Here is a 21,953-nt window from a genome sequence, read left to right as displayed (position 1 = left end):
TCAGGCTTTTTTGTCCTCACCAATCAGCAGCTTGACGTCTGACAGGTACATGTGGGGGGGCACTTCGAGGTTGTCCGGCGCCGGCTTGTTTTTGTAAACGCGGCCGGCCATGTCGAAAGTCGAGCCGTGGCAGGGACACAGAAAGCCGCCCGCCCAGTCGTCCGGCAGCGAGGGCTGGGCGCCCGGCTGGAATTTGTCGCTGGGCGAGCAACCCAGGTGTGAACAGATGCCCACAGCCACCATGAATTCGGGCTTGATCGAGCGGTTTTCGTTACGTGCGTACTCGGGAGTGAGTTCACTCTGCTTGCGTTCAGATTTGGGGTCGGCGAGCTGGGAATCCAGCTTGGGCAGCGCAGCCAGTTGCTCGGGGGTGCGGCGAACGATCCACACCGGTTTGCCGCGCCACTCCACCGTGAGCTTCTCGCCGGGTTTCAGGGCCGAAATATCCACTTCAACGGCAGCGCCGGCGGCCTTGGCCCGCTCGGAAGGCTGGAAGGTGCTGACAAACGGCACGGCGACAGCGGCCACGCCAGCGCCACCGACGGCGCAGGTGGTCACGATCCAGTTTCTTTTATCTTTGTCAATGGGTGCGCCGGGCGGCACGTTGAGGCTTGCGTGGGTCATGAATGTCCTACAAGAACAGGGCTTGAAAAACTCGAAAGGGGGCTTATTGGGGTCAACCCGGGATTGTAACGGAGCGCGAAGTGCTTTTTCAAGCCGCAGCGAGCCCCTGTGGCAACGAGGCGAGGCAGCAGGCAGGGCTGGCGCGCGTCCATAATTCCTGCTGCAAGTCAGGGCGAGGGCAACAGCCTAGGCCCCGGTTGATCCACCCACAGCAAAGGAGCACTCCATGGGAATGATGCAGGAATTCAGGGAATTTGCCGTCAAGGGCAACGTCATTGACCTGGCGGTGGGCGTGATCGTCGGCGCTGCCTTCGGCAAGATTGTGGACGCCGTGGTCAGCGACCTGATCATGCCGGTGGTTGGCCTGGTCTTTGGCAAGCTCGATTTTTCCAGCCTCTACATCCTGCTGGGCTCGGCGCCGGCGGGCAGCGACATGTCGCTGGACGCCTTGCGCAAAGCCGGTGTGCCGGTGTTTGCCTACGGCCACTTCCTGACGGTGTCGCTCAACTTTTTCATTCTGGCGTTCATCATCTTCATCATGGTCAAGCAAATCAACCGGCTCAAGCGCCAGCAGGCTGCACCAGCGCCCGCGGCCACGCCGGAAGACGTGATGCTGCTGCGCGAAATTCGTGACAGCCTGAAGAAATAGGCTCCCCCCTGTGGCGCTCACTTCGTGTAGCGGCCTCTCCCCTGCAGGGGACGGCGCCTGCGCGCCGGCAAAGCCGGACGCGCGGCCCCCGCTTGTAAACACCGAACGTCTGCTATTTATTTCATAGCTGATTACGCTCGCCAAAAAAGGGCTGGCGACCCTTTTGACACTTAACCGCGTGATTCAGGCAGCCAGCCGACGCGCCATGCGAATGGCTGCCATCAGGCTGGACGGATCTGCCGTTCCGCTGCCGGCAAGGTCGAAAGCCGTGCCGTGATCGGGACTCGTACGCACCATCGGTAAGCCCAGCGTGACATTGACGCCCTGCTCCACCCCGAGGTATTTGACCGGGATCAGGCCCTGGTCGTGGTACATGGCCACCACCACGTCAAACTCCCCCGCCTGCCCGGCTTTGGCTCTGGCCCGCATGAACACCGTGTCAGGTGCAAAGGGACCGCTCACATCCATGCCCTCTTCGCGGGCCCTGGCGATCGCTGGCGCAATGACGTCCACCTCTTCCCTGCCGAACAGGCCACCCTCGCCAGCGTGTGGGTTCAGGCCGGCCACGGCGATGCGCGGCCTGCCGCTGGTGGGGCTGCGCACCGCCTGGTGCGTGATGCGCAGGGTCTGCAGTACGCTGTCGAAAGTGACGGCATCGAGTGCCTCGCGCAGGGACAGATGGATGCTGACCAGCACGGTCTTGAGCTCATCGTTGGCCAGCATCATGCGCACCGGCAGCGCTGACGGCTCCTTGCCGAGGAAGGCTGCGGCTTCGGCCTGCAGCAGTTCGGTGTGGCCGGGAAAACGCGCAAAAGCCGCGCCGGCGGCGGCCAGCGCCTCCTTGTGAATCGGCGCGGTGACCATGGCTACGCATTCGCCGGCCAGGGTCGCGCGGGCCGCCCAGACAATGCAGTCGGCTGCGGCCTTGCCTGCCAAAGCACTGATCTGCCCAAAGGGGGCGGGCGCCGCCAGCTCACATTTCTGTAGCACCGGAATACAGTTCGGCGACACGGCCTGCCAATCCGCCAGAGCCTCCATCTGGGCCACCGGCAGGACGCAGCCGGCGGCCACCCGCTGCGCAGCCCGGCGCAAGGTGGCGACATCGCCCACCACCACACAGCCTGCCAGCTCCGCCGGCGCCTCGCGAAACGCTTTGGCAATGATTTCGGGCCCTATCCCGGCAGGATCACCCATGGTGATGGCGATGGGGCGGGTCACGGGCATGGCAGGGTCCTGTCCGCCCATCCAGTTCTTCCCCTTGTCATCTGAACGCTCCATAATAGTTTGCAGGGCGCCACCAGATGCATGCGCCCCTTGATCGCTGGCCCGAAGGACAGACAGCGGTCGGGACCACCGAACGGGGACGAACGAACAAAATGCATTTTGTCGGTATTCTCTCGCAAACGCTGTCGTCCGCGCCTGCGGCAAGGCAGGAGAGCGCATGAACGCTGCCGAAACCATGATCTGGAGCGCAGCCAGCGGGTCGATAGGGCTGGTGGTTTTGCTCGGCGTCGCGGATGCCCTCTTCAGCCGGAGCCGCGCCAGCGTGCAGAGCTTGGTGTACCTCACCGCCTCCTGGCTGTTTTTCACCCTGCTCAGCGGTTTGCCGGCCACGCTGCTGCCTGACGGCAATGCGTCGTGGCTACATACCGCCCAGGTGCTGATCGGCCCCCTCTGCGCAGGCCTGGGCACGTATGGCGCGGGCCACTGGCTCGCCGCACCCCGGCGCGACCGCCTGACCGATATCAGTTTCCGCAGCGCCAGCGCGCTGAGCCTGGCGGGCGGGCCGCTGTGCCTGTTCCTGCCGATCGGTTCGCAATTGGTGGCGTCTGCGGTACTCACCGTATTGAGCCTGTCCGTGGCCGTGTGGCTGGCCGTGCGGGCCACCCAGCAGGGGGACCGGCTGGCTTGGGGCCTGGCCGCCGGATGCCTGCTGACGCTTCCGATGGAATTGGGGCTTTATCGAATCGCGTTGAATGCCAGCCGGCCTTCGGTCCTGCTGCAAGCCGGTGTGGCGCTTCTGGGCTTGCTCAGCATCGCCGTGATCGCCGTGGTGCTCTGGCTGCGCAACCACCAGGACCTGCAGATACGCCATGACCGCCGCTCACGTCGCGACCCGACGACCCAGCTCTATGACAGCGTCGCCATCGTCCAGAAGATCATTCGCGGGCAGCGCCGGCTCGCACGCACGCGGCGCGACGGGGCGCTGATGGCTGTGCGCGTGTTTGAGCCCGAGCAACTGCTGAACCTGGTCGGCCAGCATGGACTCAATGAGATTTACAGCCAGCTGGCGCGGCGCATGCAGCGTCATACCGGGGTCGTCAACCCCGCCGGCCGCTATTACGACCGCTGCTTTGTCGTGCTGATTGAAAGCCTGCACTCGCCGGGCTGGATTCGGACCATGGGCTTGCGCGTGGCCTCCAGCCTGCGCCGGCCGCTGGAGGTGGTTTCACTCAGCGGTGAGCGCATCAAGGTCAGCGCGGACATCGCCGTGGGCATGGTGCATCTGTCGGGCGGCGGCAAGGACGTAGACCAGCTTTTGCATGAAGCCGAAGACATGGCCAAGGCAGCACGCGGCATGCGTTCACGCGCGGCGCTGCTCGACGAGTTCAACCGCCAGGCCGTCCCGGTGGAAAACGCCGAGCTCGGTAGCAGCTGGCATGCCATGCGCCCGGCCAGGCCGCACCACCCACGGCCTGCGCATGGCGTGCGCCAGCAGAGGTCGCCGGCCTGAGCCCTCGCAACGCTTTTTCGCGCTTTCGCTCTTTTTTCAGGCCGGGTTGTCGATGTCGATGAACTCGTGCACCAGCCCGAACTGTGCGGCCACATGCGCTGCCACCGCCGGGGCGCCGTAGCGCTCCGACGCATGGTGGCCGCAGGCAATGAAGGCCACGCCCATTTCGCGCGCATAGTGCGCCTGCGGTTCAGAGATTTCGCCGGTGATGAAAGCGTCCGCCCCGGCAGCGATGGCATCTTCAAAATAGCTTTGTGCGCCGCCGGTACACCACGCTATGTTTTTTATAGCTGCTTGCGCAGGTCCGACAAGGACTACGGACCGATTTAATGCTTTTTTTACATGGTCGGCCAGGTTTTGTGCGCTCCACGGACCGCTGCCACCTGCGGGGCCGCCTGCGCTGGCCATGAAGCCCAGATTGTTATCGCCAAAATAACGGTCGGCCTTCCAGCCGAGCTGACTGCCCAGTTGCGCGTTGTTGCCCAGCTCCGGGTGCGCATCGAGCGGCAGGTGGTAGGCGTAAAGGTTGATGTCATGCGCCAGCAACAACGCCAGGCGCTGCTTCATCCAGCCGGTCACCCGGCCGTCCTGGCCGCGCCAGAACAGTCCGTGATGCACAAAAATCGCATCCGCCTGCGCAGCCACCGCCGCCTCGATCAGCGCCAGACTGGCAGTGACACCTGAAACAATTTTGCGCACCTCAGCCTTGCCCTCCACCTGCAGGCCATTCGGCCCGTAGTCCTTGAAACGCTCGGGCTGCAGCAGCTGGTCGAAGGCGGCCAGCAGCAGCGCACGCGGCGCAATGGCGGAGCTATCGGGGTTCATAGGCAACAACCAAACGCAGCGCCCGAGGTTTCTTCTCGCTCAGCAGGGGCCGCGGGTCCGGCTTTGCCGGCCCGCAGGCGCAGCGCCCCCTCGGGGGGCAGCGAACCACACGAAGTGGGGAGCGTGGGGGCCTTCAAGGCAGAAAGCCTTCGATCGAGAGGTAACGCTCGCCGGTGTCGTAGTTGAAACCCAACACCGTGCTACCGGGCGCAATGTCGGGCAGCTTCTGGGCAATGGCGGCCAGCGCGGCGCCCGAGGAAATACCGACAAGCAGTCCTTCTTCGGCAGCGCTGCGGCGTGCGAAATCCTTGGCGGCATCGCCTTCAACCTGGATCACGCCATCGAGCAAATCGGTCAACAGGTTGGCAGGAATGAATCCTGCCCCTATGCCCTGGATCGGATGCGGCGAAGGTTTGCCGCCGCTGATGACCGGGGAGGCCGACGGCTCCACCGCATAAACCTTGGTGTTCGGAAACTTGGCCTTGAGCACCTGCGCCACACCGCTCAGATGCCCGCCGGTGCCGACACCGGTGATCAGGTAGTCCACCCCTTGCGGAAAATCGGCCAGGATTTCCTGCGCCGTGGTGCGCGCATGCACATCGATGTTGGCCGGGTTTTCAAACTGCTGCGGCATCCAGGCGCCGGGCGTCAGCGCCACCAGCTCCTTGGCCCGCGCGATGGCGCCATTCATGCCTTTTTCCCGAGGCGTCAACTCGAAGGTGGCGCCGTAAGCCAGCATCAGCCGGCGCCGCTCGATGCTCATGCTGTCGGGCATCACCAGCACCAGCGTGTAACCCTTCACAGCTGCAACCATCGCCAACCCGACGCCGGTGTTGCCCGAGGTCGGCTCGATGATGGTTCCCCCTGGTTTCAAAGCGCCCGACTTTTCCGCCGCCTCGACCATGGACAGCGCAATGCGGTCCTTGATGGAGCCGCCCGGGTTGCTGCGCTCGGACTTGACGTAAATCTGATGGGTCTGGCAGGCGGCGCCAAAAAGCCGGTTGATCCGGATATGCGGTGTGTTGCCAATGGTGGTGAGGACGCTGGAAGCTTTCATGGCAGGGGTTCCTTGTGTTTCTGCCCGGACGCGGGCGCAGGTTCTGCAAATTATGTCCCCTCCCGCCACAGGCCGCAGTGGCGTTGCCCACGCCACCGCAACAAAGAACTGAGAGAAAATCGCAACACTTGGTAATTCCCTCTCGGCCCTCACCTTTTCAGCTGCAAGGCGTATTACCCTTCGGCCGCCCTCTTCCTGGACCCATCCATGCGCAAATTCTGGCTTTTGTTTTCCCAAACCGTCACGGTTTTTCTGGCTGCTTATTTCGTGGTGGCCACACTCAAGCCGCAATGGCTGGACCGGGGCCCGGGAAACACGCTGGCCGTGATCGAAGCGCCGGCTGGCTTGCCCGGCGTTGCTGCCCCCGCTGGCAGTTTTGCCGCCGCCGCCAAGGCTGCCTCTGCGGCGGTCGTCAGCATCAATACGAGCAAGGCGGCCGCGCGCAATCCGAACATGGACGATCCCTGGTTCAAGTTCTTCTTCGGCGACCAGGGCGGCCAGAGCGAGCCACAGGTCGGCCTGGGCAGCGGCGTGATTGTCAGCCCCAACGGCTACATCCTGACCAACAACCACGTGGTCGAAGGCGCGGACGACATCGAGGTCATCCTCAACGACACACGCAAGGCCAAAGCCAAAGTCATAGGCACCGACCCTGAAACCGACCTGGCGATCCTGAAGATCGAACTCGACAAGCTGCCCATCATTGTGCTGGGCAGCTCCGACACGCTGCAGGTCGGCGACCCGGTGCTGGCCATCGGCAACCCCTTTGGCGTGGGGCAGACGGTGACCAGCGGCATCGTCAGCGCGCTGGGCCGCAACCAGCTGGGCATCAACACCTTCGAAAATTTCATCCAGACCGATGCCGCCATCAACCCCGGCAACTCCGGCGGTGCGCTGGTCGACACGCAGGGCCGGCTGCTGGGCATCAACACCGCGATTTATTCACGCTCGGGCGGCTCCATGGGCATTGGTTTTGCCATTCCGGTGTCCACCGGCAAGCAGGTGCTGGAAAGCATTGTGAAAGACGGGCAGGTGACGCGCGGCTGGATAGGCGTGGAGCCGCAGGACTTGAGCCCCGAACTGGTGGAAGCCTTTGGCATCCGGCCCGACGCCGTCAAAACCGGCGGTGTGATCATCACCGGTGTGCTGCAAAACGGCCCGGCGGCGCAGGCCGGCATTTTGCCGGGCGACGTGATCACCGACGTGGGCGGCAAGCCGGTGCGAACCGTCACCGAACTGCTGAGCACCGTGGCGGCCCTCAAGCCCGGAACTCAGGCACCCCTGGGTGTGCTGCGCAAGGACAAGAAAACCGAAATTGCGGTGGTGCCAGGCACCAGGCAACGCCCGAAAATCAGGCGGTAGGCGATTAGATTGCTATCTAAATAGTAGCTTTCCGCGCCCGAAATCAAAGGGCTACAGGCCCTTTTCTCTTAAGGTTTGGCAGTTTCGGTGTCGCTGTCTGTTTCGGGTTTCTTCGTGTGCTTGACAAACATCTGCGCCGCCACAATACCGACTTCGTACAGGCCACCCACCACCATCAGCAGCATGATCATGGAACCCGCATCAGGTGGCGTAACCAGCGCCGTGCCCACGGCGGCGATCACCCAGAAATAACCGCGATACTCGCGCAACTGGGCCACGCTGAGGATGCCCATGCGCACCAGCAGGATTACCGCAATCGGCACCTCAAAGGCCAGGCCGAACGCCAGGAACATGCCGAGCACGAAGTTCAGGTATTCCTCGATATCCGGCGCGGCGGTGATCGATTTGGGTGCAAAGCTCTGGATGAACCTGAAGACCTGGCCGAACACAAAGTAATAACAAAAAGCCACGCCCACAAAAAACAGCAGAGTGCTGGACACCACCAGCGGCATCACCAGTTTTTTCTCGTGGGAGTACAGGCCCGGGGCGACAAATGCCCAGACCTGGTACAGCACCACCGGCAGCGCAATCATGAAGGCGGCCATGAAAAGAATCTTGATCGGCACCACAAACGGCGAAATCACGTTGGTCGCGATCAGCGTGGCACCCTTGGGCAAGGCCGCCACCAGCGGCGCGGCCAGCAGGTCATACAACGCACCCGGGCCGGGGTAAAGCGCCAGCAACGCGGCACAGATGCCAATGGCGATGACCACCTTGATCAGCCGGTCGCGCAGTTCCATCAGGTGCTGCACGAAAGGCTGCTCGGTACCCGCGAGTTCGTCGGGCTTGTCGGTGTTGGGATCGCTCATGAAGGAAGTTTGCGCTGATTAGATGGCGCCGGTAAATGCGCGAAAAACTGAATGTCAGGCATTGCGCCCGGACGAGGTGCTTGAGCGGGGACGAAAACGTGCCACACGTGCCGCACCCGACTGGGCCCGGGTACGCACGCCAGAGCGAGCCTTGTACCACTGTGGCATGGCACCCTGCTTGAGGCGCCATTTTTTTTTCGGGTGTTTGTATTCGGGAAAACTGATCATGCCGGGCAGCTCGTCGGTGGAGGCAGAGCCGGTGGTTTCAGCCCAGGACTTCTCGAAGTCGCTGGCATTGGTCTGGATGGAGTTTTCGACGTCGCGGGCGGCGCCTTCCATCGTTTCCTTCATTTTCTTGAGTTCGTCCAGCTCCATGGACCGGTTGACTTCCTGCTTGACGTCAGCAACGTAGCGCTGCGCCTTGCCCAGCAGGGTTCCCACCGTTCGCGCCAGGCGCGGCAGTTTCTCCGGGCCGATCACGATCAGGGCCACAGCGCCTATCAGCGCAATTTTCGAGATGCCAAGATCAATCATGCGGGATCAGGCGCCTTGGATCACCAGCCGCCGACGCGGATGGCGCGCTGTATTTTCCAAGCAGGGGCCGCGGGTCCGGCTCTGCCGGCCCGCAGGCGCAGCGGCCCCCTCGGGGGGCAGCGCATTACGCGAAGCGAAAAGCGTGGGGGCCATTCAAGACTTCTGCTTGGCTTCCACGTCGATCGTGGTCTTGTCGGCATTTGGCGCATGGCTGACCTGGCCAGCCGGCGCATCCTTGGCATCGGCAGCGCTCTGGCCGCCTTCTTTCATGCCGTCCTTGAAGCCCTTGACGGCACCGCCCAAGTCGCTGCCCATGTTCTTGAGTTTTTTGGTGCCAAACACCATCACAACGATCAACAGCACGATCAGCCAGTGCCAAATGGAAAATGAACCCATGTTTCTCTCCTAATCTCTAATTGCAATTTTGCACAAGGTTCTGTCCATTCTAAAGGCCTTGCACCCCGCTGCGCCCGAATAGCCCTGCATTGACCATCACGCCCGAGCGACCAGCGGCAGGGTCCGCTTTTTTGGGGGCTATCCCTCTTTTCCAGCAGGGGCCGCGGGTCCGGCTTTGCCGGCCCGCAGGCGCAGCACCCCCTCGGGGGGCAGCGACCCGCGTAGCGGCGGAGCGTGGGGGCTAACCCTTGAGCCAGGGGCGAGGTCCGCCGATCACATGGATGTGCAAGTGATGCACTTCCTGTCCGCCCTCAGCGCCGGTGTTAATCACCATGCGAAAACCACCCTCGGGGTAGGGGTTGCAACCCTGTTCCGCAGCAAGCCCGGGGGCCAGTGCCATCATGCGGCCCAGCAAGCCTGCGTGCTCAGGCCCGACTTGCGCCATCGAAGCTACATGCATCTTGGGGATCATCAGGAAATGCACGGGCGCCCACGGCTGGATATCGTGGAAAACGAATATTTCATCGTCTTCGTACACCTTGCGGCTGGGAGTCTGGCCGGCAGCAATCTTGCAGAAAATACAGTTGTCGGAGGCGTGGGCAGGGGGCTGACTCATGGGATGCTCTTGCAGAAAAGGGATCAGACGAGTGGAACGCTGCGGGCGGGCCGGTTGCTGTTGAAACGTGTCCAGCCGCGCACGCAGCGGTACAGGTACCAGAGCCAGACGATGAAATAGGCAATGGCGCCGGGGATCACCAGCAGCAGCCACAGCGGCGACAGCAGCACCAGCCACAGCAGCGTCCACCAGAAGGTCTGGATCATGTAGTTGTGATGGTCGATATAAAGTGCATCGGACTCTTCGCCGCGCCGCACATAGTTCACGATCAACGCGACCACCGCAAAAACACCACCACTGAACCAGGCCAACGTATGCAGGCCGTAGAGCACATGCATGACGATGCGGTCATTGGGGTTTTTGGAGTCGAATTCGGCCAGATCGGTTTCACTCATTGTTGTCCTCTTGGTTCCTGTCTTTATTTCTCGGCAGCTTCACGGTCTTGCGCCTTGCGCAAGGCTTTTTCTTCGATGCCACTGGTGCCTTCACGGCGCTCCAGCTCAGCGATCACGTCGGCTGGCGACAGGCCATAGTGCGCCAGCGCGATCAGGCTGTGAAACCAGAGATCGGCCACCTCGCCGACCAGCTTGGCCTTGAGTTCGGGTGTGGCGCCGCCGTGCTCCAGGTCTTTGGCCGCCATCACGGTTTCGGTGGCTTCCTCGCCGATTTTTTTCAAGAAGGCGTCGGGGCCTTTGTGCAGCAGGCGAGCCACATAACTGGTGTCAGGGTCGCCACCACGAGCCGGCTTGCGGCTTTCAATGATTTGCGCAAGGCGCTGGAGGGAGTCGTTGGAAGTCATTGGCTTGCTGGCTCACTTGTAGATACTTGCCGGATCTTTGAGGACCGGCTCGGTGACCACCCATTGGCCGTCTTTGTAGAGGCTAAAAAAACAGCTGTGTCGCCCGGTGTGGCAGGCGATGCCCGGTTTGTGGCCCAGCTGTGTCACTTTCAGCAAAATCACGTCGTTGTCGCAATCCAGCCGGATCTCGTGCACCGTCTGCAGGTGGCCGGACTCTTCGCCCTTGTGCCAGAGGCGCCCGCGCGAACGGCTGTAATAGACCGCCTGGCCGAGCTCGGCGGTTTTCTGCAGCGCCTCGCGGTTCATCCAGGCGAACATCAACACGTCGCCACTGGAAGCTTCCTGGGCAATCACGGGAATCAGACCCTTGTCGTCCCATTGGATGTCGTCTAGCCATTTCATGAAAGTATTATCGCCCCCACGTTCGCTCGCTGCGCGTAGCTCTCTGCCCCCCGAGGGGGCGCTACGCCTGCGGGTCGGCGGAGCCGGACCCGTGGCCCTGGCTGGTTTGGGGAACAGATCTGCACCGCGCGCACTATCAAATTTATAGCTGCTTGCGTGTGTCAGGAAAGGGCTGGAGACCAAAAAGGCTTGAAATTACATGCGAACAGGGATACCGCGCGCGGCCATGTGCGCCTTGGCTTGCTGCACCGTGTATTCGCCGTAATGAAAAATGCTGGCGGCCAGCACGGCGTCGGCGCCGCCGATCTTGATGCCGTCGGCCAAGTGATCCAGGTTGCCGACGCCGCCGGAGGCGATGACCGGCACGCTGACGGCATCACTGACGGCGCGCGTCAGCGCCAGGTCAAAGCCGGCCTTGGTGCCATCACGGTCCATGCTGGTGAGCAGGATTTCGCCGGCGCCGCGCCGCGCCATCTCGGTGGCCCAGGCCACTGCGTCCAACCCTGTATTTTTTCGCCCGCCGTGGCTGTAAACGTCCCAGCCCGGCCCGCGGGTGAGTGCCTCTTCCTCGGAACGGCGCTTGGCATCGATGGCGACCACAATGCATTGCGCGCCGTATTTTGCCGAGGCGTCTTCAATCACCTGCGGATTGGCCAGCGCGGCTGAATTGAAACTGGTCTTGTCGGCGCCGGCGTTGAGCAAGCGGCGCACGTCTTCAACGGTGCGCACACCGCCGCCCACAGTGAGTGGAATGAAAACCTGGGAGGCCACGGCCTCGATGATGTGCAGGATCAGATCGCGCCCATCGCTGGTGGCGGTGATGTCCAGAAAGGTCAGCTCGTCGGCGCCCTGCTCGTTGTAACGCGCGGCAATTTCCACCGGATCGCCAGCGTCGCGCAGCTCGAGGAAATTGACACCCTTGACGACGCGCCCGCCAGTGACATCTAAGCAGGGAATGATTCTTTTGGCGAGCATGGTTACGAAAAAAAAGCAAGTAGAAAAATGATCGGCAGCGCGACGAAGAGGGCGAGCCCGAATACTAAAAATCCGGGCAATGAAGCAATCCCATATTCAAAAATGACGTAACCGAAAATCGCACTCAGGCAGGCAGCAATCGTGAGAGCCACTACCAGCCTCGAAACAGGCTGGGCAGGCTTATCCGTTGAGCTCGTCGGCTTTGGCTTGCGCAAGAGCAAAGTCCAGGTCACCGCTGTAAATCGAGCGGCCGCAGATCACGCCTTCGACGCCCTCGTCTTCCACCGCACACAGCGCTTCAATATCGGCCATGTTGGACAGCCCCCCAGACGCGATCACCGGGATGGTCAGCGCTTGCGCGAGCTTGACGGTGGCCTCGATGTTGATGCCGCTGAGCATGCCGTCGCGGCCGATGTCGGTATAGATGATGGATTCGACGCCGTAGTCCTGGAATTTTTTGCCCAGGTCCACCACCTCATGGCCGGTCATCTTGCTCCAGCCGTCAGTCGCGACCTTGCCATCCTTGGCGTCGAGCCCGACGATGATGTGGCCGCCGAAAGCGGTGCAGGCGTCCTGCAGGAAGCCGGGGTTTTTCACGGCGGCGGTGCCAATGATGACGTAACGGAGGCCCGAGTCGAGGTAGCGCTCGATGGTGTCCAGGTCGCGGATGCCGCCGCCCAGCTGCACGTCTATTTCGCTGCCGACTTCGGCCAAGATCTTCTTGATGGCCGCCTCGTTTTTCGGTTTGCCGGCAAACGCGCCGTTCAAGTCGACCAGATGCAGGCGGCGCGCGCCTTTGTCCACCCAGCTGCGCGCCATGGCGGCCGGGTCTTCGCTGAAGATGGTGGACTGGTCCATGTCGCCCTGTTTGAGGCGCACGCAATGGCCGTCTTTCAAGTCAATCGCAGGGATGAGTAGCATGGGCAGTAATGCGAGGGTGGTTGGAAAGTGAGGAAAGCAGGGGCGCAGGTATGGGCAGGAACAGGTGACTCATGTCCTTGGGAATCAGGGGTTCCAGTGCAGGAAGTTGCGGTACAGGGCCAGTCCGTGGTCTGCGCTTTTTTCAGGGTGAAACTGCGTGGCGAAAATATTATCGCGTGCGAGCGCTGCCGTAAAGCGCGCACCATAGTCGGCAAAACCCGCGGTGTGGCGCGCATCCGACGGGCACGCGTAGAAGCTGTGCACAAAATAAAAGTAGGCGCCGTCAGGCACGCCGGCCCACACCGGGTGGCTTTTCCCGCTTTCGGCGCCCGCCTGGTAAACCTGATTCCAGCCCATCTGCGGCACCTTGTAGCGGCTGCCGTCGGGCTGGGTCTGGCCGGCCAGGTCGAATTTATGCACCTCACCGGGCACCAGGTTCAGGCCTGCGGTGCCGGCCCCGCCATCGCCGGGCTGGCCTTCGTCGCTGTGGGTCAGCATCATCTGCATGCCGACGCAGACACCGAACAGCGGCTTGTGCGCGGCCGCGTGCAATACGGCCTCCTGCATGCCGGATTCGGCCAGCTCACGCATGCAGTCGGCAATCGCGCCCTGCCCCGGCAACACCACACGCTCCGCGGCCATCACGTCTTCGGCGCGGGAAGTCACCACGACCTCAAAACCACTGTCCTGCGCCACGTGCTGGACCGCTTGCGACACCGAACGCAGGTTGCCCATGCCGTAGTCAACCACCGCGATTTTCTTCAGTTTCGCCATGAGATTAAGTGATGCTACCGTTTTTATAGCTGCTTGCGCCCGTACAGCAAGGGCTGGAGAGCGAAAACATACAAAAGTTTGCCTACAGCGAGCCTTTGGTCGAGGGAATCACGCCCGCTGCCCGCGGGTCGATTTCCAGCGCCATGCGCAAAGCGCGGGCAAACGCCTTGAAGACGGTTTCGGCCTGGTGGTGCGCGTTGTCGCCCTTGAGGTTGTCGATGTGCAGGGTCACAAAGGCATGATTCACAAACCCTTGGAAGAACTCGTAGGCCAGCTGGCTGTCGAAAGTGCCGATCATGCCGCTCTTGAAGGGCACATGCATGTCGAGGCCGGGCCGGCCCGAAAAATCGACGACCACGCGCGACAGCGCTTCGTCCAGCGGCACATAGGCGTGGCCGTAGCGGCGCAGGCCCTTTTTGTCGCCAACGGCCTGGGCCACCGCCTGCCCGAAAGTAATACCAACGTCTTCCACCGTGTGGTGGCCGTCAATGTGCAGGTCGCCCTTGGCCTGGATGTCCAGATCAATCAGGCCGTGCCGGGCGATCTGGTCCAGCATGTGGTCGAAAAAACCGATGCCCGTGGACAGGTTGGCCTTGCCCGTGCCGTCGAGGTTGAGCTTCACGGTGATCTGGGTTTCGGCGGTATTGCGCGAAACTTCGGCGGTGCGTGGGGCAAGCGGCGCCATGGTGGAGGGGGTGGTCATAGGGATTCTTTGAGGGCTGCCAGCATCTGTGCGTTCTCGTCGGCGGTGCCGACAGTCAGGCGCAGGCAGTTGGCAAGCAATGGATGCATTTTAGAAACGTTTTTGACCAGTACCCTGCGCGCGCGCATGCCCTCAAAGGTTTTCTGGGCATCGGGCACCCGCACGAGGACCATGTTGGCATCGCTTTTCCAGGTTTTCAGACCCGGCAGACCCTGCAGCGCTTCCAGAAGGATAGCGCGCTGCGTTCGTATTTCCTGGGCCTGGGCCGAAAACACCTCTGCATGTTCGAGTGCAAACAGCGCGCACTCGTAATTCAGCACGCTGATGTTGTAGGGAGGGCGCACCTTGTCGATTTCGGCGATCAACGCCTTCGGGCCCACCATGTAACCCAGACGGACGCCGGCCAGGCCAAACTTGCTCAGGGTTCGCATCAGCAGCACGTGGCCATGCCTGGCGATGCGGTCCATGTAGCTTTTGCTGGCAAAGGGCTGGTACGCCTCGTCGAACACCACCAGGCCAGGCGCTGCCGCAATGATTTTGTCAATCACTGCGTCGTCCCACAGGTTCGCGGTCGGGTTGTTCGGGTAAGCGATATAGATGATGGAGGGCTGGTGTTCCTTGATCGCGGCCAGCATGGCGGCCTCGTCCAGCTCGAAGTCAGGCGTTAGGGGCACGCCGATGAACTTCAGGCCCTGCAGTTGCGCGCTCATGGCATACATCACAAAGCCGGGCAGTGGTGCAAGAATCGACGCACCCGGCACGTCGCAAGCCATGGCGAGCAGGGAAATCAGCTCGTCCGAGCCATTGCCCAGCATGATGTCGAAGCCTTCTGGCATCTGCGCGTAATCGGCCAACGCCTTGCGCAAATCGTTGACACGGCCGTCCGGGTAGCGGTTCAGGGCCAACGCACCCAGGCGCTGTCCCAGATGCGCCTGCAGGGCCGGCGGCAGGCGATGCGGATTTTCCATCGCATCGAGCTTGATCATGCCGCTTGAGGCCTGGATGGCGTAGGCGTGCATGGACTGAACATCTTGGCGAAAAATGTGCGCCCCCACGCTTTTCACTGCGTGTAATGCGCTGCCCCCCGAGGGGGCGCTGCGCCTGCGGCCCGGCAAAGCCGGTTCCGCGGCCCCGGTTGGAGGGGAGATATCTGACTTGTCTTCGATTGCGCTCATTTTTTCATTCTCATTTCGGCGGCGCGGGCGTGCGCCTGCAGTCCCTCGCCATAAGCCAGCTCGGCGGCGATTTTCCCCAACGACTGCGCGCCGGCTTCACTGACTTCGATGATGCTGGAACGCTTCTGGAAGTCGTACACGCCCAGTGGGCTGGAAAATCGCGCGGTACCGCTGGTAGGCAACACGTGGTTGGGGCCGGCGCAGTAATCACCGAGTGACTCGCTGGTGTAGGCGCCCAGGAAGATGGCGCCGGCATGCTTGAGCAGCGGCTCCCACTTGTGCGGGTCGCGGCTGGAGACTTCCAGGTGTTCGGGCGCGATGCGGTTGCTGATGGCGCAGGCCTCTTCCATGCTGCGGGTGTGGATCAAGGCGCCCCGGCCGCTCAGGGACTTGGCGATGATTTCTGCGCGCGGCATGCCGGGCAAGAGCCGGTTGATGGCTTCCTGAACGGCATCGATATAAGCCGCGTCAGGACACAGCAGGATGCTCTGCGCGAGTTCATCGTGCTCGGCCTGGCTGAACAAGTCCATCGCTACCCAGTCGGCCGGTGTGGTGCCGTCGGCCAGCACCAGGATTTCACTGGGGCCGGCAATCATGTCGATGCCCACCGTGCCAAACACGCGTTTCTTGGCGCTCGCAACATAAGCATTGCCGGGACCGGTGATCTTGTCGACCTTGGGAACGGTCTGCGTGCCGTACGCCAGTGCGGCCACGGCCTGCGCGCCGCCGATGGTGAAAGCGCGCGTGACACCGGCCACGTAAGCCGCAGCCAGCACCAGCTCATTGCGCTCGCCTTTGCTGGAGGCCGCCTGGTCGCCCGAGCCGCCTGTGGCGACACTGCCGCGCACGGGCGTTGGCACCACCATGATGATCTCCTGCACCCCGGCCACGTGGGCGGGAATGGCGTTCATCAGCAAGCTGGACGGATAAGCAGCCTTGCCGCCAGGAACGTAAATGCCCACGCGGTCCAGCGGTGTGACCTTCTGGCCCAGCAGCGTGCCGTCTTCGTCGCGGTAGCTCCAGCTCTCGCCAGAGGCTTTCTTTTGCGCCTCGTGGTAGCTGCGCACCCGGGCGGCAGCGGCCTGCAGGACCTCGCGCTGAGCAGCAGGAATGGCATCAAACGCAGTCTTGAAATCTGCCTGTGTCAGTTCGAGCCCGGCCATCGACGCTGCCGACAGGCCATCAAACCGCGCGGTGTATTCCAGCACAGCGGCATCGCCGCGTTTTTGTACGTCAGCCAGGATATCGGCCACGCGCTGCTCGATCGCCGCATCAGTATCGGCAGCCCAATGCAGTCGAGCCTGGAATTGCGACTCAAAAGCGCTGCTGGCCGTTGAAATACGAGCGGGGTTAGCTATAAAGTTCATAGCATATTCAGACAGAGGGCTCGCCGATGGCCGAGGCAAAAGCATCGATGATGCTGCGCAGCGGCGCCTGCTTGAGCTTGAGCGCAACCTGGTTAACCACCAGATGCGAGCTGATGTCCATGATGCGCTCGACCTCGACCAGGTGGTTCGCCTTGAGCGTGTTGCCGCTGCTGACCAGGTCGACAATCGCGTCGGCCAGACCGGTCAGCGGCGCCAGCTCCATGCTGCCGTAGAGCTTGATCAGGTCCACGTGCACGCCTTTGGTCGCAAAAAAATCGCGCGCAATGCTGACGAACTTGGTCGCCACTTTCAGGCGTGAGCCCTGCTTCACTGCGGCTTCGTAATCAAAACCGGCACGCACCGCCACACTCATGCGGCACTTGGCAATCTGCAAGTCCAGCGGCTGGTACAGGCCCTGGCCACCGTGTTCGATCAGCGTGTCTTTGCCTGTCACGCCGATATCGGCGCCGCCGTATTGCACATAGGTCGGCACGTCGGTGGCACGCACCAGCACCACGCGCACCTCGGGCCGGTTGGTCGCCAGGATCAGTTTGCGCGATTTTTCCGGGTCCTCCAGAACCCTGATGCCAGCAGCTTCGAGCAGCGGCAGGGTTTCGTCGAAGATGCGGCCTTTGGAAAGCGCTAGCATAATCATGACTTGATCCGTTCAATATCGGCGCCAATGCCCCGCAGCTTGGCTTCCATCTGGTCGTAGCCGCGATCCAGGTGGTAAATGCGGTCCACCAGGGTTTCGCCCTCGGCCACCAGGCCGGCAATCACCAGACTGGCAGAAGCGCGCAGGTCCGTGGCCATCACAGTGGCGCCGGAGAGTTTTTCCACGCCTTCGATGACGGCGAACTTGCCATCGATTTCAATCTTGGCCCCCAGCCGCACCATCTCGTTGACGTGCATGAAGCGGTTTTCAAAAATCGTTTCCGTCACCTTGCTCGGGCCCTCGGCAATCGCGTTGAGCGCCATGAACTGCGCCTGCATGTCGGTCGGAAAGCCTGGGTATTCGGTGGTGCGGAAGGACTGCGCCTGCATCCGTCCCGAAGCCTGCACGCGGATGAACCCCTCACCCGCGGTGATCACGGCACCGGCGTCGCGCAGCTTGTCGATCACGGCGTCGAGATGGTCGGCGCGACCATGACGCAGAACCACATCACCGCCCGCCGCCGCAACCGCACACAGAAAAGTACCCGTCTCGATACGATCAGCGACAACCCGATGCGTGCAGCCGTGCAGGCGCTCCACGCCCTGAATGCGGATGCGGCTGCTACCATGGCCTTCGACCTTCGCGCCCATCTTGATCAGCATCTCGGCCAGATCACCGATCTCCGGTTCCTGCGCCGCATTTTCAAGAATGGTTTCGCCCTCGGCCAGGCTGGCGGCCATCAGGAAGTTCTCGGTGCCGGTGACTGTCACCATGTCGGTCGTGATGCTGCAGCCCTTGAGACGTTTTTGTCCCGCCGGCAGCTTCGCGATCATGTAGCCGTGTTCGACCACGATGTCGGCCCCCATGGCCTGCATGCCCTTGATGTGCTGGTCCACCGGCCGCGAGCCGATGGCGCAGCCGCCGGGCAGGGAAACGGTGGCCTCGCCAAAACGCGCCAGCAATGGGCCCAGCGCCAACACCGAGGCGCGCATGGTCTTGACCAGCTCGTAAGGAGCTTCGGGCGAACTCAATCCGCCCGCATTGATGATGACGGTGCCGGGGGCGCTGTCCTTGCGCTCGGCACTCACGCCCATGTTGCGGATCAGCTTGAGCATGGTGGCCACGTCCTGCAGGCGGGGCACATTCTCCAGCGTGACGGTGTCTGCGGTCAGCAGCGCCGCGCACAGCTCGGGCAAAGCAGCATTCTTGGCACCTGAAATGTCGACAGAGCCAGCGAGCGATTTACCGCCCCTGATGATTAGTTTGTCCATATGTCTGTCTATTCTTCTGCGTTATTGGCGGCCCATTCGGCCGGGGTGTAGGTTTTCATGGACAGGGCATGCACTTCATCGGTCTGCATTCGGCCACCCAGCGTCGCATACACGCGCTGGTGGCGCTGGATCAGGCGCTGGCCTTCAAAAGCGGCAGACACGATGGTGGCATACCAGTGCCGGCCATCGCCGGACAGGTCAATGTGCTCGCAGGGCAGGCCCGCGGCAATGATGGTTTGGAGTTCTTCGCTGGTCATGTTTTATTGTCAGACTGGTACCGAAAGCGATCAATTCAGGCAGGGGCCGCGGGACTGGCTTTGCCAGACCGCAGGCGCAGCGCCCCCCTCGGGGGGCAGAGAGCGACACGCAGTGCGCGAACGTGGGGGCATATTAATTTCTGATTTTGTAGCCAATACGCAGCAAATTCACTGCGATGCCGCTGATGATCAGCAAAGAAACGCCCACGATGGCCAGACTCAGCCAGGGTGACACGTCGCTGACGCCAAAAAAGCCATAACGGAATCCGTCGATCATGTAGAAAAACGGGTTCAGGTGGCTGACGGTTTGCCAGAACGGGGGCAACGAGTGGATGGAGTAAAACACGCCACTCAGGAAAGTCATGGGCATGATGACGAAGTTCTGGAAAGCCGCCATCTGGTCGAACTTTTCCGACCACAGGCCGGCAATCAAGCCCAAAGAGCCCAGCAGCGCCGCCCCCAGCACCGCGAACACCACAATCCACAGCGGTGCGACAAAGCTGGGCTGGCCAAAATAGACAGTGACCACAAACACACCCAGACCAACCGCGAGCCCTCGCACAATTGACGAGCCAACATAGGCAAAAAACCAGTGCCAGTGCGACAGAGGTGTCAGCAGCACAAACACCAAACTGCCCATGATCTTGCTCTGGATCAGCGATGAAGAGCTGTTGGCAAAAGCGTTCTGCAATACGCTCATCATGACCAGGCCCGGAACCAGGAAAGCCGTGTAGCCAACGGTGCCGTAAACCTTCACCTGGTCCTGCAACACATGGCCAAAAATCAGCATGTACATGACGGCGGTGAGGATGGGCGCACCGACAGTCTGAAAGCCGACCTTCCAGAACCGCATCACTTCCTTGTGGAAAAGCGCCTGCCAACCCATCATGCCGGCGCTCCTTCAGGCACGCCGATTTTTTCAGCCATCACCTCAAGAAACACATCTTCCAGGTCTGCTTTGCGGATCTCCACATCTTCAGCCACCAACCCCGCCTCGCGGATGGCGCTGAGGTACTGCTCAATCTCGTTTGCATTGTGCGCCGGCAACTGGACAATGCGGCCGGTGATGCGGGCTTTGTCTGCCAGCGCCTTGGGGAGCTCGCTGTCGAGCTTGAAGCGCAGCACATTCGACGAAGCCGCCTTGAGCAGCTCCGAGGTTGAGGCCAGAGCGACCATGCGCCCCTGCTTGAGCATGGCGATACGGCTACACAGGGCTTCGGCTTCTTCGAGGTAATGGGTGGTCAGCAGCACCGTGCTGCCCTGCTTGTTGAGCCTGGCAATGAATTGCCACAGCGTCTGGCGCAGTTCTACATCGACCCCGGCGGTAGGCTCGTCGAGCACAATGACCTGGGGCTGGTGAACCAGCGCCTGCGCCACCAGCACACGGCGTTTCATGCCGCCAGAAAGCTGGCGCATATTGGCGTTGGCCTTGTCAGACAGGCCCAGGCTCAGAAGCAGCTCGTCAATCCAGTCGTCATTGTTCCTGACACCAAAATAACCAGACTGGATGCGAAGCGCTTCGCGCACGGTGAAAAAAGGGTCGAACACCAGTTCCTGGGGTACGATGCCGAGCTTGCGCCTGGCATTGGCGTAATCGGCGACCACATCGCTGCCGTGCACCAGCACCCGGCCACTGCTGGCCCTCGAAAGGCCGGCCAGAATGCTGATCAGGGAAGTTTTTCCAGCGCCATTGGGGCCCAGTAAGCCAAAAAATTCGCCCTGCTGAATATCAAAACTCACATTGTCCAGCGCCTGGACACCGGGACCGGTCTGGCTTCGAGTCGATGAATAGGATTTGGAAACGGACTGGAATGAGATGGCTGGCATGAGCCCGCTATTTTAAGCGGCTGGCGCCTGTTTCATCCGACCTGGCAGCTCAATGTCCCGCAGGCGGGCCGGGGCCCTGCCCTCACGTGCGCTAAGGCTCAGGCCGTCGCAGCGGGTGGAATCAGCTCGGCCACACCATAAAGCCCGGCCAACTCGCGCAAGCGTGCGGGAGCGCCGCGCACAGAAAACGTTTTCCCCGCCGCCAACGCGCGGCGCCGGCATTCCAGCAGGATGGCCAGCGCGGACGAATCAAACTGTTGCAAGGCACTGGCATCTGCCACCACCTCTCCCGGGCCGACAAACAGTCCGGGCGTGAGGCTGCGAACAAAACCAGGTGCCACCGCATGGGTCAGCACCGCAGGAAGTGTCAGCACGTCAGCGATCCCGCTCAGGATTTCTGCGCACCCGCATTGGACTTGTTGCGCTGGGCGAGCGCCGCAATCAGGCCGTCCACCCCTTTGGCTGAAATTTCCTGCGCGAACTGGGTGCGGTAGGTTTCCACCATCCACACGCCCAGGACATTCAGGTCATAGATCTTCCAGCCGCCGGCGGCTTTTTCCATGCGGTAATCCAGCTGGATTGGTTCACTGCGGCCTATCACCTCTGTCCGCACGACGACTTCCGTGTCCGCCGGTGCGGCACGCAGGGGCTTGACGTTGATGGTCTCATCCTTGACCTGGGAGAGCGCCCCGGAATAGGTGCGCACCAGCAGGATCTTGAATTCCTCCTGGAGGCGTTTTTGCTGCTCGGGGGTGGCCTGGCGCCAGTTCCGTCCCACGGTAGCCGCCGTCATGCGCGTGAAATTCACATGCGGCATGATCTTGGCATCAACCAGCGCAATGATCTTCCTCGTGTCGCCGGACTGGATGCCCTTGTCTGCCTTGATGGTGTCCAGCACTTCGGTGGAAGTACGCTTGATCAGGACATCGGGCGCTTCGTCGGCAGCAAACACGGCCGGGCCGGCGGTCAGCAGGCCTGCGGCAAAGCAGGCACCCAGGACTTGGCTAAAAATTCGTCGGTTCATGGTTTTCCTTCAGTTCGAGGCCATTGCCTGCCGGGCCGGGCGGGAGATCCATCCTTGGGCAGTTGCAAGCAAGTAGTTGATTTGACAGTGTTTTTTGGACTTTGGTTCGGCTTGCTCAGTGAAGTTCCTGCACCATC

At 61.9% G+C, this 21,953-nt stretch carries 27 protein-coding genes; 3 read left to right on the top strand and 24 right to left on the bottom strand.

The genetic code is table 11. The features are described from left to right. A complete protein-coding gene (gene petA / locus ABI660_RS02080) occupies positions 1-624 on the bottom strand; it encodes a ubiquinol-cytochrome c reductase iron-sulfur subunit (protein ID WP_348064456.1) in 624 nt (207 codons plus the stop codon). 226 nt (positions 625-850) lie between these two features. On the opposite strand from petA, the gene mscL reads away from it, so the two are divergent. Beyond that, positions 851-1,273: a large conductance mechanosensitive channel protein MscL gene (mscL, locus tag ABI660_RS02075; protein ID WP_348064454.1), complete on the top strand. Its 423-nt coding sequence runs from the start codon at positions 851-853 to the stop codon at positions 1,271-1,273. Positions 1,274-1,456: 183 nt separating this feature from the next. On the opposite strand, the gene pdxA is transcribed toward mscL, so the two are convergent. After that, a complete protein-coding gene (pdxA, locus tag ABI660_RS02070; protein WP_348064452.1) occupies positions 1,457-2,497 on the bottom strand; it encodes a 4-hydroxythreonine-4-phosphate dehydrogenase PdxA in 1,041 nt (346 codons plus the stop codon). A 217-nt stretch (positions 2,498-2,714) separates the two neighbouring features. Between pdxA and ABI660_RS02065 the strand changes: the two genes are divergently transcribed. After that, positions 2,715-4,007, top strand: coding sequence for a diguanylate cyclase (locus ABI660_RS02065; protein ID WP_348064450.1), 1,293 nt, complete (start codon positions 2,715-2,717; stop codon positions 4,005-4,007). 36 nt (positions 4,008-4,043) lie between these two features. Here ABI660_RS02065 and ABI660_RS02060 read toward each other — a convergent pair whose 3' ends face one another. Beyond that, complete coding sequence (locus ABI660_RS02060; protein ID WP_348064448.1) at positions 4,044-4,832, bottom strand: Nif3-like dinuclear metal center hexameric protein; 789 nt, start codon at positions 4,830-4,832, stop codon at positions 4,044-4,046. A 133-nt stretch (positions 4,833-4,965) separates the two neighbouring features. Then, entirely contained in the window at positions 4,966-5,889 is a 924-nt protein-coding gene (gene cysK / locus ABI660_RS02055; protein ID WP_348064446.1) for a cysteine synthase A, read from the bottom strand. Between the two features lie 207 nt (positions 5,890-6,096). Between cysK and ABI660_RS02050 the strand changes: the two genes are divergently transcribed. Beyond that, positions 6,097-7,251 carry a trypsin-like peptidase domain-containing protein gene (locus ABI660_RS02050; RefSeq protein ID WP_348064444.1) on the top strand — a complete coding sequence of 385 codons (1,155 nt, stop codon included), beginning with the start codon at positions 6,097-6,099 and terminating at the stop codon, positions 7,249-7,251. Positions 7,252-7,319: 68 nt separating this feature from the next. On the opposite strand, the gene tatC is transcribed toward ABI660_RS02050, so the two are convergent. The 20 genes from tatC to ABI660_RS01950 all read right to left on the bottom strand — a co-directional run bounded on the left by tatC (position 7,320) and on the right by ABI660_RS01950 (position 21,816). Further along, positions 7,320-8,120 (bottom strand): twin-arginine translocase subunit TatC, encoded by an 801-nt coding sequence (gene tatC / locus ABI660_RS02045; RefSeq protein WP_348064442.1) that lies wholly within the window; start codon positions 8,118-8,120, stop codon positions 7,320-7,322. 54 nt (positions 8,121-8,174) lie between these two features. Continuing rightward, positions 8,175-8,654 carry a Sec-independent protein translocase protein TatB gene (tatB, locus tag ABI660_RS02040; protein ID WP_348064440.1) on the bottom strand — a complete coding sequence of 160 codons (480 nt, stop codon included), beginning with the start codon at positions 8,652-8,654 and terminating at the stop codon, positions 8,175-8,177. A 153-nt stretch (positions 8,655-8,807) separates the two neighbouring features. Further along, positions 8,808-9,050 carry a Sec-independent protein translocase subunit TatA gene (gene tatA, locus ABI660_RS02035; RefSeq protein ID WP_348064438.1) on the bottom strand — a complete coding sequence of 81 codons (243 nt, stop codon included), beginning with the start codon at positions 9,048-9,050 and terminating at the stop codon, positions 8,808-8,810. A 241-nt stretch (positions 9,051-9,291) separates the two neighbouring features. Then, positions 9,292-9,666, bottom strand: a complete 375-nt coding sequence (locus ABI660_RS02030; RefSeq protein ID WP_348064436.1) for a histidine triad nucleotide-binding protein — start codon at positions 9,664-9,666, stop codon at positions 9,292-9,294. A gap of 23 nt (positions 9,667-9,689) precedes the next feature. Continuing rightward, entirely contained in the window at positions 9,690-10,061 is a 372-nt protein-coding gene (locus ABI660_RS02025; protein WP_348064434.1) for a hypothetical protein, read from the bottom strand. 23 nt (positions 10,062-10,084) lie between these two features. Then, on the bottom strand, positions 10,085-10,465 hold the full coding sequence (locus ABI660_RS02020) for a phosphoribosyl-ATP diphosphatase (RefSeq protein ID WP_348064432.1): 381 nt from the start codon (positions 10,463-10,465) through the stop codon (positions 10,085-10,087). Positions 10,466-10,477: 12 nt separating this feature from the next. After that, the gene (gene hisI, locus ABI660_RS02015; protein ID WP_348064430.1) at positions 10,478-10,867 is read right to left on the bottom strand and encodes a phosphoribosyl-AMP cyclohydrolase; all 390 of its coding nucleotides are present in this window, start codon (positions 10,865-10,867) and stop codon (positions 10,478-10,480) included. Positions 10,868-11,062: 195 nt separating this feature from the next. After that, a complete protein-coding gene (gene hisF, locus ABI660_RS02010; RefSeq protein WP_348064428.1) occupies positions 11,063-11,842 on the bottom strand; it encodes an imidazole glycerol phosphate synthase subunit HisF in 780 nt (259 codons plus the stop codon). Between the two features lie 180 nt (positions 11,843-12,022). Beyond that, positions 12,023-12,763, bottom strand: coding sequence for a 1-(5-phosphoribosyl)-5-[(5-phosphoribosylamino)methylideneamino]imidazole-4-carboxamide isomerase (gene hisA, locus ABI660_RS02005; RefSeq protein WP_348064426.1), 741 nt, complete (start codon positions 12,761-12,763; stop codon positions 12,023-12,025). Between the two features lie 84 nt (positions 12,764-12,847). Beyond that, positions 12,848-13,537 carry an imidazole glycerol phosphate synthase subunit HisH gene (hisH, locus tag ABI660_RS02000; protein ID WP_348064424.1) on the bottom strand — a complete coding sequence of 230 codons (690 nt, stop codon included), beginning with the start codon at positions 13,535-13,537 and terminating at the stop codon, positions 12,848-12,850. Positions 13,538-13,619: 82 nt separating this feature from the next. After that, positions 13,620-14,240, bottom strand: coding sequence for an imidazoleglycerol-phosphate dehydratase HisB (gene hisB, locus ABI660_RS01995; protein WP_348064422.1), 621 nt, complete (start codon positions 14,238-14,240; stop codon positions 13,620-13,622). Further along, on the bottom strand, positions 14,237-15,304 hold the full coding sequence (gene hisC, locus ABI660_RS01990) for a histidinol-phosphate transaminase (RefSeq protein WP_348064594.1): 1,068 nt from the start codon (positions 15,302-15,304) through the stop codon (positions 14,237-14,239). Before hisC ends, hisB begins: the two co-directional genes overlap by 4 nt. Positions 15,305-15,411: 107 nt before the next feature. Beyond that, positions 15,412-16,782 (bottom strand): histidinol dehydrogenase, encoded by a 1,371-nt coding sequence (gene hisD, locus ABI660_RS01985; RefSeq protein ID WP_348064420.1) that lies wholly within the window; start codon positions 16,780-16,782, stop codon positions 15,412-15,414. 7 nt (positions 16,783-16,789) lie between these two features. Further along, entirely contained in the window at positions 16,790-17,437 is a 648-nt protein-coding gene (gene hisG / locus ABI660_RS01980) for an ATP phosphoribosyltransferase (RefSeq protein WP_348064418.1), read from the bottom strand. Then, a complete protein-coding gene (murA, locus tag ABI660_RS01975) occupies positions 17,434-18,708 on the bottom strand; it encodes a UDP-N-acetylglucosamine 1-carboxyvinyltransferase (RefSeq protein ID WP_348064416.1) in 1,275 nt (424 codons plus the stop codon). The genes hisG and murA overlap by 4 nt, the downstream gene beginning before the upstream one ends. A gap of 8 nt (positions 18,709-18,716) precedes the next feature. After that, entirely contained in the window at positions 18,717-18,965 is a 249-nt protein-coding gene (locus ABI660_RS01970; RefSeq protein WP_348064414.1) for a BolA family protein, read from the bottom strand. A 133-nt stretch (positions 18,966-19,098) separates the two neighbouring features. Continuing rightward, positions 19,099-19,854 carry an ABC transporter permease gene (locus tag ABI660_RS01965; RefSeq protein ID WP_348064412.1) on the bottom strand — a complete coding sequence of 252 codons (756 nt, stop codon included), beginning with the start codon at positions 19,852-19,854 and terminating at the stop codon, positions 19,099-19,101. Next, complete coding sequence (locus ABI660_RS01960) at positions 19,851-20,792, bottom strand: ABC transporter ATP-binding protein (RefSeq protein WP_348064410.1); 942 nt, start codon at positions 20,790-20,792, stop codon at positions 19,851-19,853. Before ABI660_RS01960 ends, ABI660_RS01965 begins: the two co-directional genes overlap by 4 nt. Before the next feature lie 98 nt (positions 20,793-20,890). Further along, positions 20,891-21,166, bottom strand: coding sequence for an STAS domain-containing protein (locus ABI660_RS01955; protein ID WP_348064408.1), 276 nt, complete (start codon positions 21,164-21,166; stop codon positions 20,891-20,893). A gap of 14 nt (positions 21,167-21,180) precedes the next feature. Next, the gene (locus ABI660_RS01950; protein WP_348064406.1) at positions 21,181-21,816 is read right to left on the bottom strand and encodes an ABC transporter substrate-binding protein; all 636 of its coding nucleotides are present in this window, start codon (positions 21,814-21,816) and stop codon (positions 21,181-21,183) included. Positions 21,817-21,953: the final 137 nt, after the last annotated feature.

This window comes from Polaromonas sp., assembly GCF_039930745.1.
GTDB lineage: Bacteria > Pseudomonadota > Gammaproteobacteria > Burkholderiales > Burkholderiaceae_C > Polaromonas.
Note: the sequence above shows the minus strand (reverse complement) of the source record. Positions and strands in the feature narration are given on the sequence as shown.

Bases quoted from the DNA above. Each gene is read 5' to 3' on its own strand.
- petA (WP_348064456.1), bottom strand. From the start codon at position 624: ATGACCCACGCAAGCCTCAACGTGCCGCCCGGCGCACCCATTGACAAA.
- mscL (WP_348064454.1), top strand. From the start codon at position 851: ATGGGAATGATGCAGGAATTCAGGGAATTTGCCGTCAAGGGCAACGTC.
- pdxA (WP_348064452.1), bottom strand. From the start codon at position 2,497: ATGCCCGTGACCCGCCCCATCGCCATCACCATGGGTGATCCTGCCGGG.
- ABI660_RS02065 (WP_348064450.1), top strand. From the start codon at position 2,715: ATGAACGCTGCCGAAACCATGATCTGGAGCGCAGCCAGCGGGTCGATA.
- ABI660_RS02060 (WP_348064448.1), bottom strand. From the start codon at position 4,832: ATGAACCCCGATAGCTCCGCCATTGCGCCGCGTGCGCTGCTGCTGGCC.
- cysK (WP_348064446.1), bottom strand. From the start codon at position 5,889: ATGAAAGCTTCCAGCGTCCTCACCACCATTGGCAACACACCGCATATC.
- ABI660_RS02050 (WP_348064444.1), top strand. From the start codon at position 6,097: ATGCGCAAATTCTGGCTTTTGTTTTCCCAAACCGTCACGGTTTTTCTG.
- tatC (WP_348064442.1), bottom strand. From the start codon at position 8,120: ATGAGCGATCCCAACACCGACAAGCCCGACGAACTCGCGGGTACCGAG.
- tatB (WP_348064440.1), bottom strand. From the start codon at position 8,654: ATGATTGATCTTGGCATCTCGAAAATTGCGCTGATAGGCGCTGTGGCC.
- tatA (WP_348064438.1), bottom strand. From the start codon at position 9,050: ATGGGTTCATTTTCCATTTGGCACTGGCTGATCGTGCTGTTGATCGTT.
- ABI660_RS02030 (WP_348064436.1), bottom strand. From the start codon at position 9,666: ATGAGTCAGCCCCCTGCCCACGCCTCCGACAACTGTATTTTCTGCAAG.
- ABI660_RS02025 (WP_348064434.1), bottom strand. From the start codon at position 10,061: ATGAGTGAAACCGATCTGGCCGAATTCGACTCCAAAAACCCCAATGAC.
- ABI660_RS02020 (WP_348064432.1), bottom strand. From the start codon at position 10,465: ATGACTTCCAACGACTCCCTCCAGCGCCTTGCGCAAATCATTGAAAGC.
- hisI (WP_348064430.1), bottom strand. From the start codon at position 10,867: ATGAAATGGCTAGACGACATCCAATGGGACGACAAGGGTCTGATTCCC.
- hisF (WP_348064428.1), bottom strand. From the start codon at position 11,842: ATGCTCGCCAAAAGAATCATTCCCTGCTTAGATGTCACTGGCGGGCGC.
- hisA (WP_348064426.1), bottom strand. From the start codon at position 12,763: ATGCTACTCATCCCTGCGATTGACTTGAAAGACGGCCATTGCGTGCGC.
- hisH (WP_348064424.1), bottom strand. From the start codon at position 13,537: ATGGCGAAACTGAAGAAAATCGCGGTGGTTGACTACGGCATGGGCAAC.
- hisB (WP_348064422.1), bottom strand. From the start codon at position 14,240: ATGACCACCCCCTCCACCATGGCGCCGCTTGCCCCACGCACCGCCGAA.
- hisD (WP_348064420.1), bottom strand. From the start codon at position 16,782: ATGAACTTTATAGCTAACCCCGCTCGTATTTCAACGGCCAGCAGCGCT.
- hisG (WP_348064418.1), bottom strand. From the start codon at position 17,437: ATGATTATGCTAGCGCTTTCCAAAGGCCGCATCTTCGACGAAACCCTG.
- murA (WP_348064416.1), bottom strand. From the start codon at position 18,708: ATGGACAAACTAATCATCAGGGGCGGTAAATCGCTCGCTGGCTCTGTC.
- ABI660_RS01970 (WP_348064414.1), bottom strand. From the start codon at position 18,965: ATGACCAGCGAAGAACTCCAAACCATCATTGCCGCGGGCCTGCCCTGC.
- ABI660_RS01965 (WP_348064412.1), bottom strand. From the start codon at position 19,854: ATGATGGGTTGGCAGGCGCTTTTCCACAAGGAAGTGATGCGGTTCTGG.
- ABI660_RS01960 (WP_348064410.1), bottom strand. From the start codon at position 20,792: ATGCCAGCCATCTCATTCCAGTCCGTTTCCAAATCCTATTCATCGACT.
- ABI660_RS01950 (WP_348064406.1), bottom strand. From the start codon at position 21,816: ATGAACCGACGAATTTTTAGCCAAGTCCTGGGTGCCTGCTTTGCCGCA.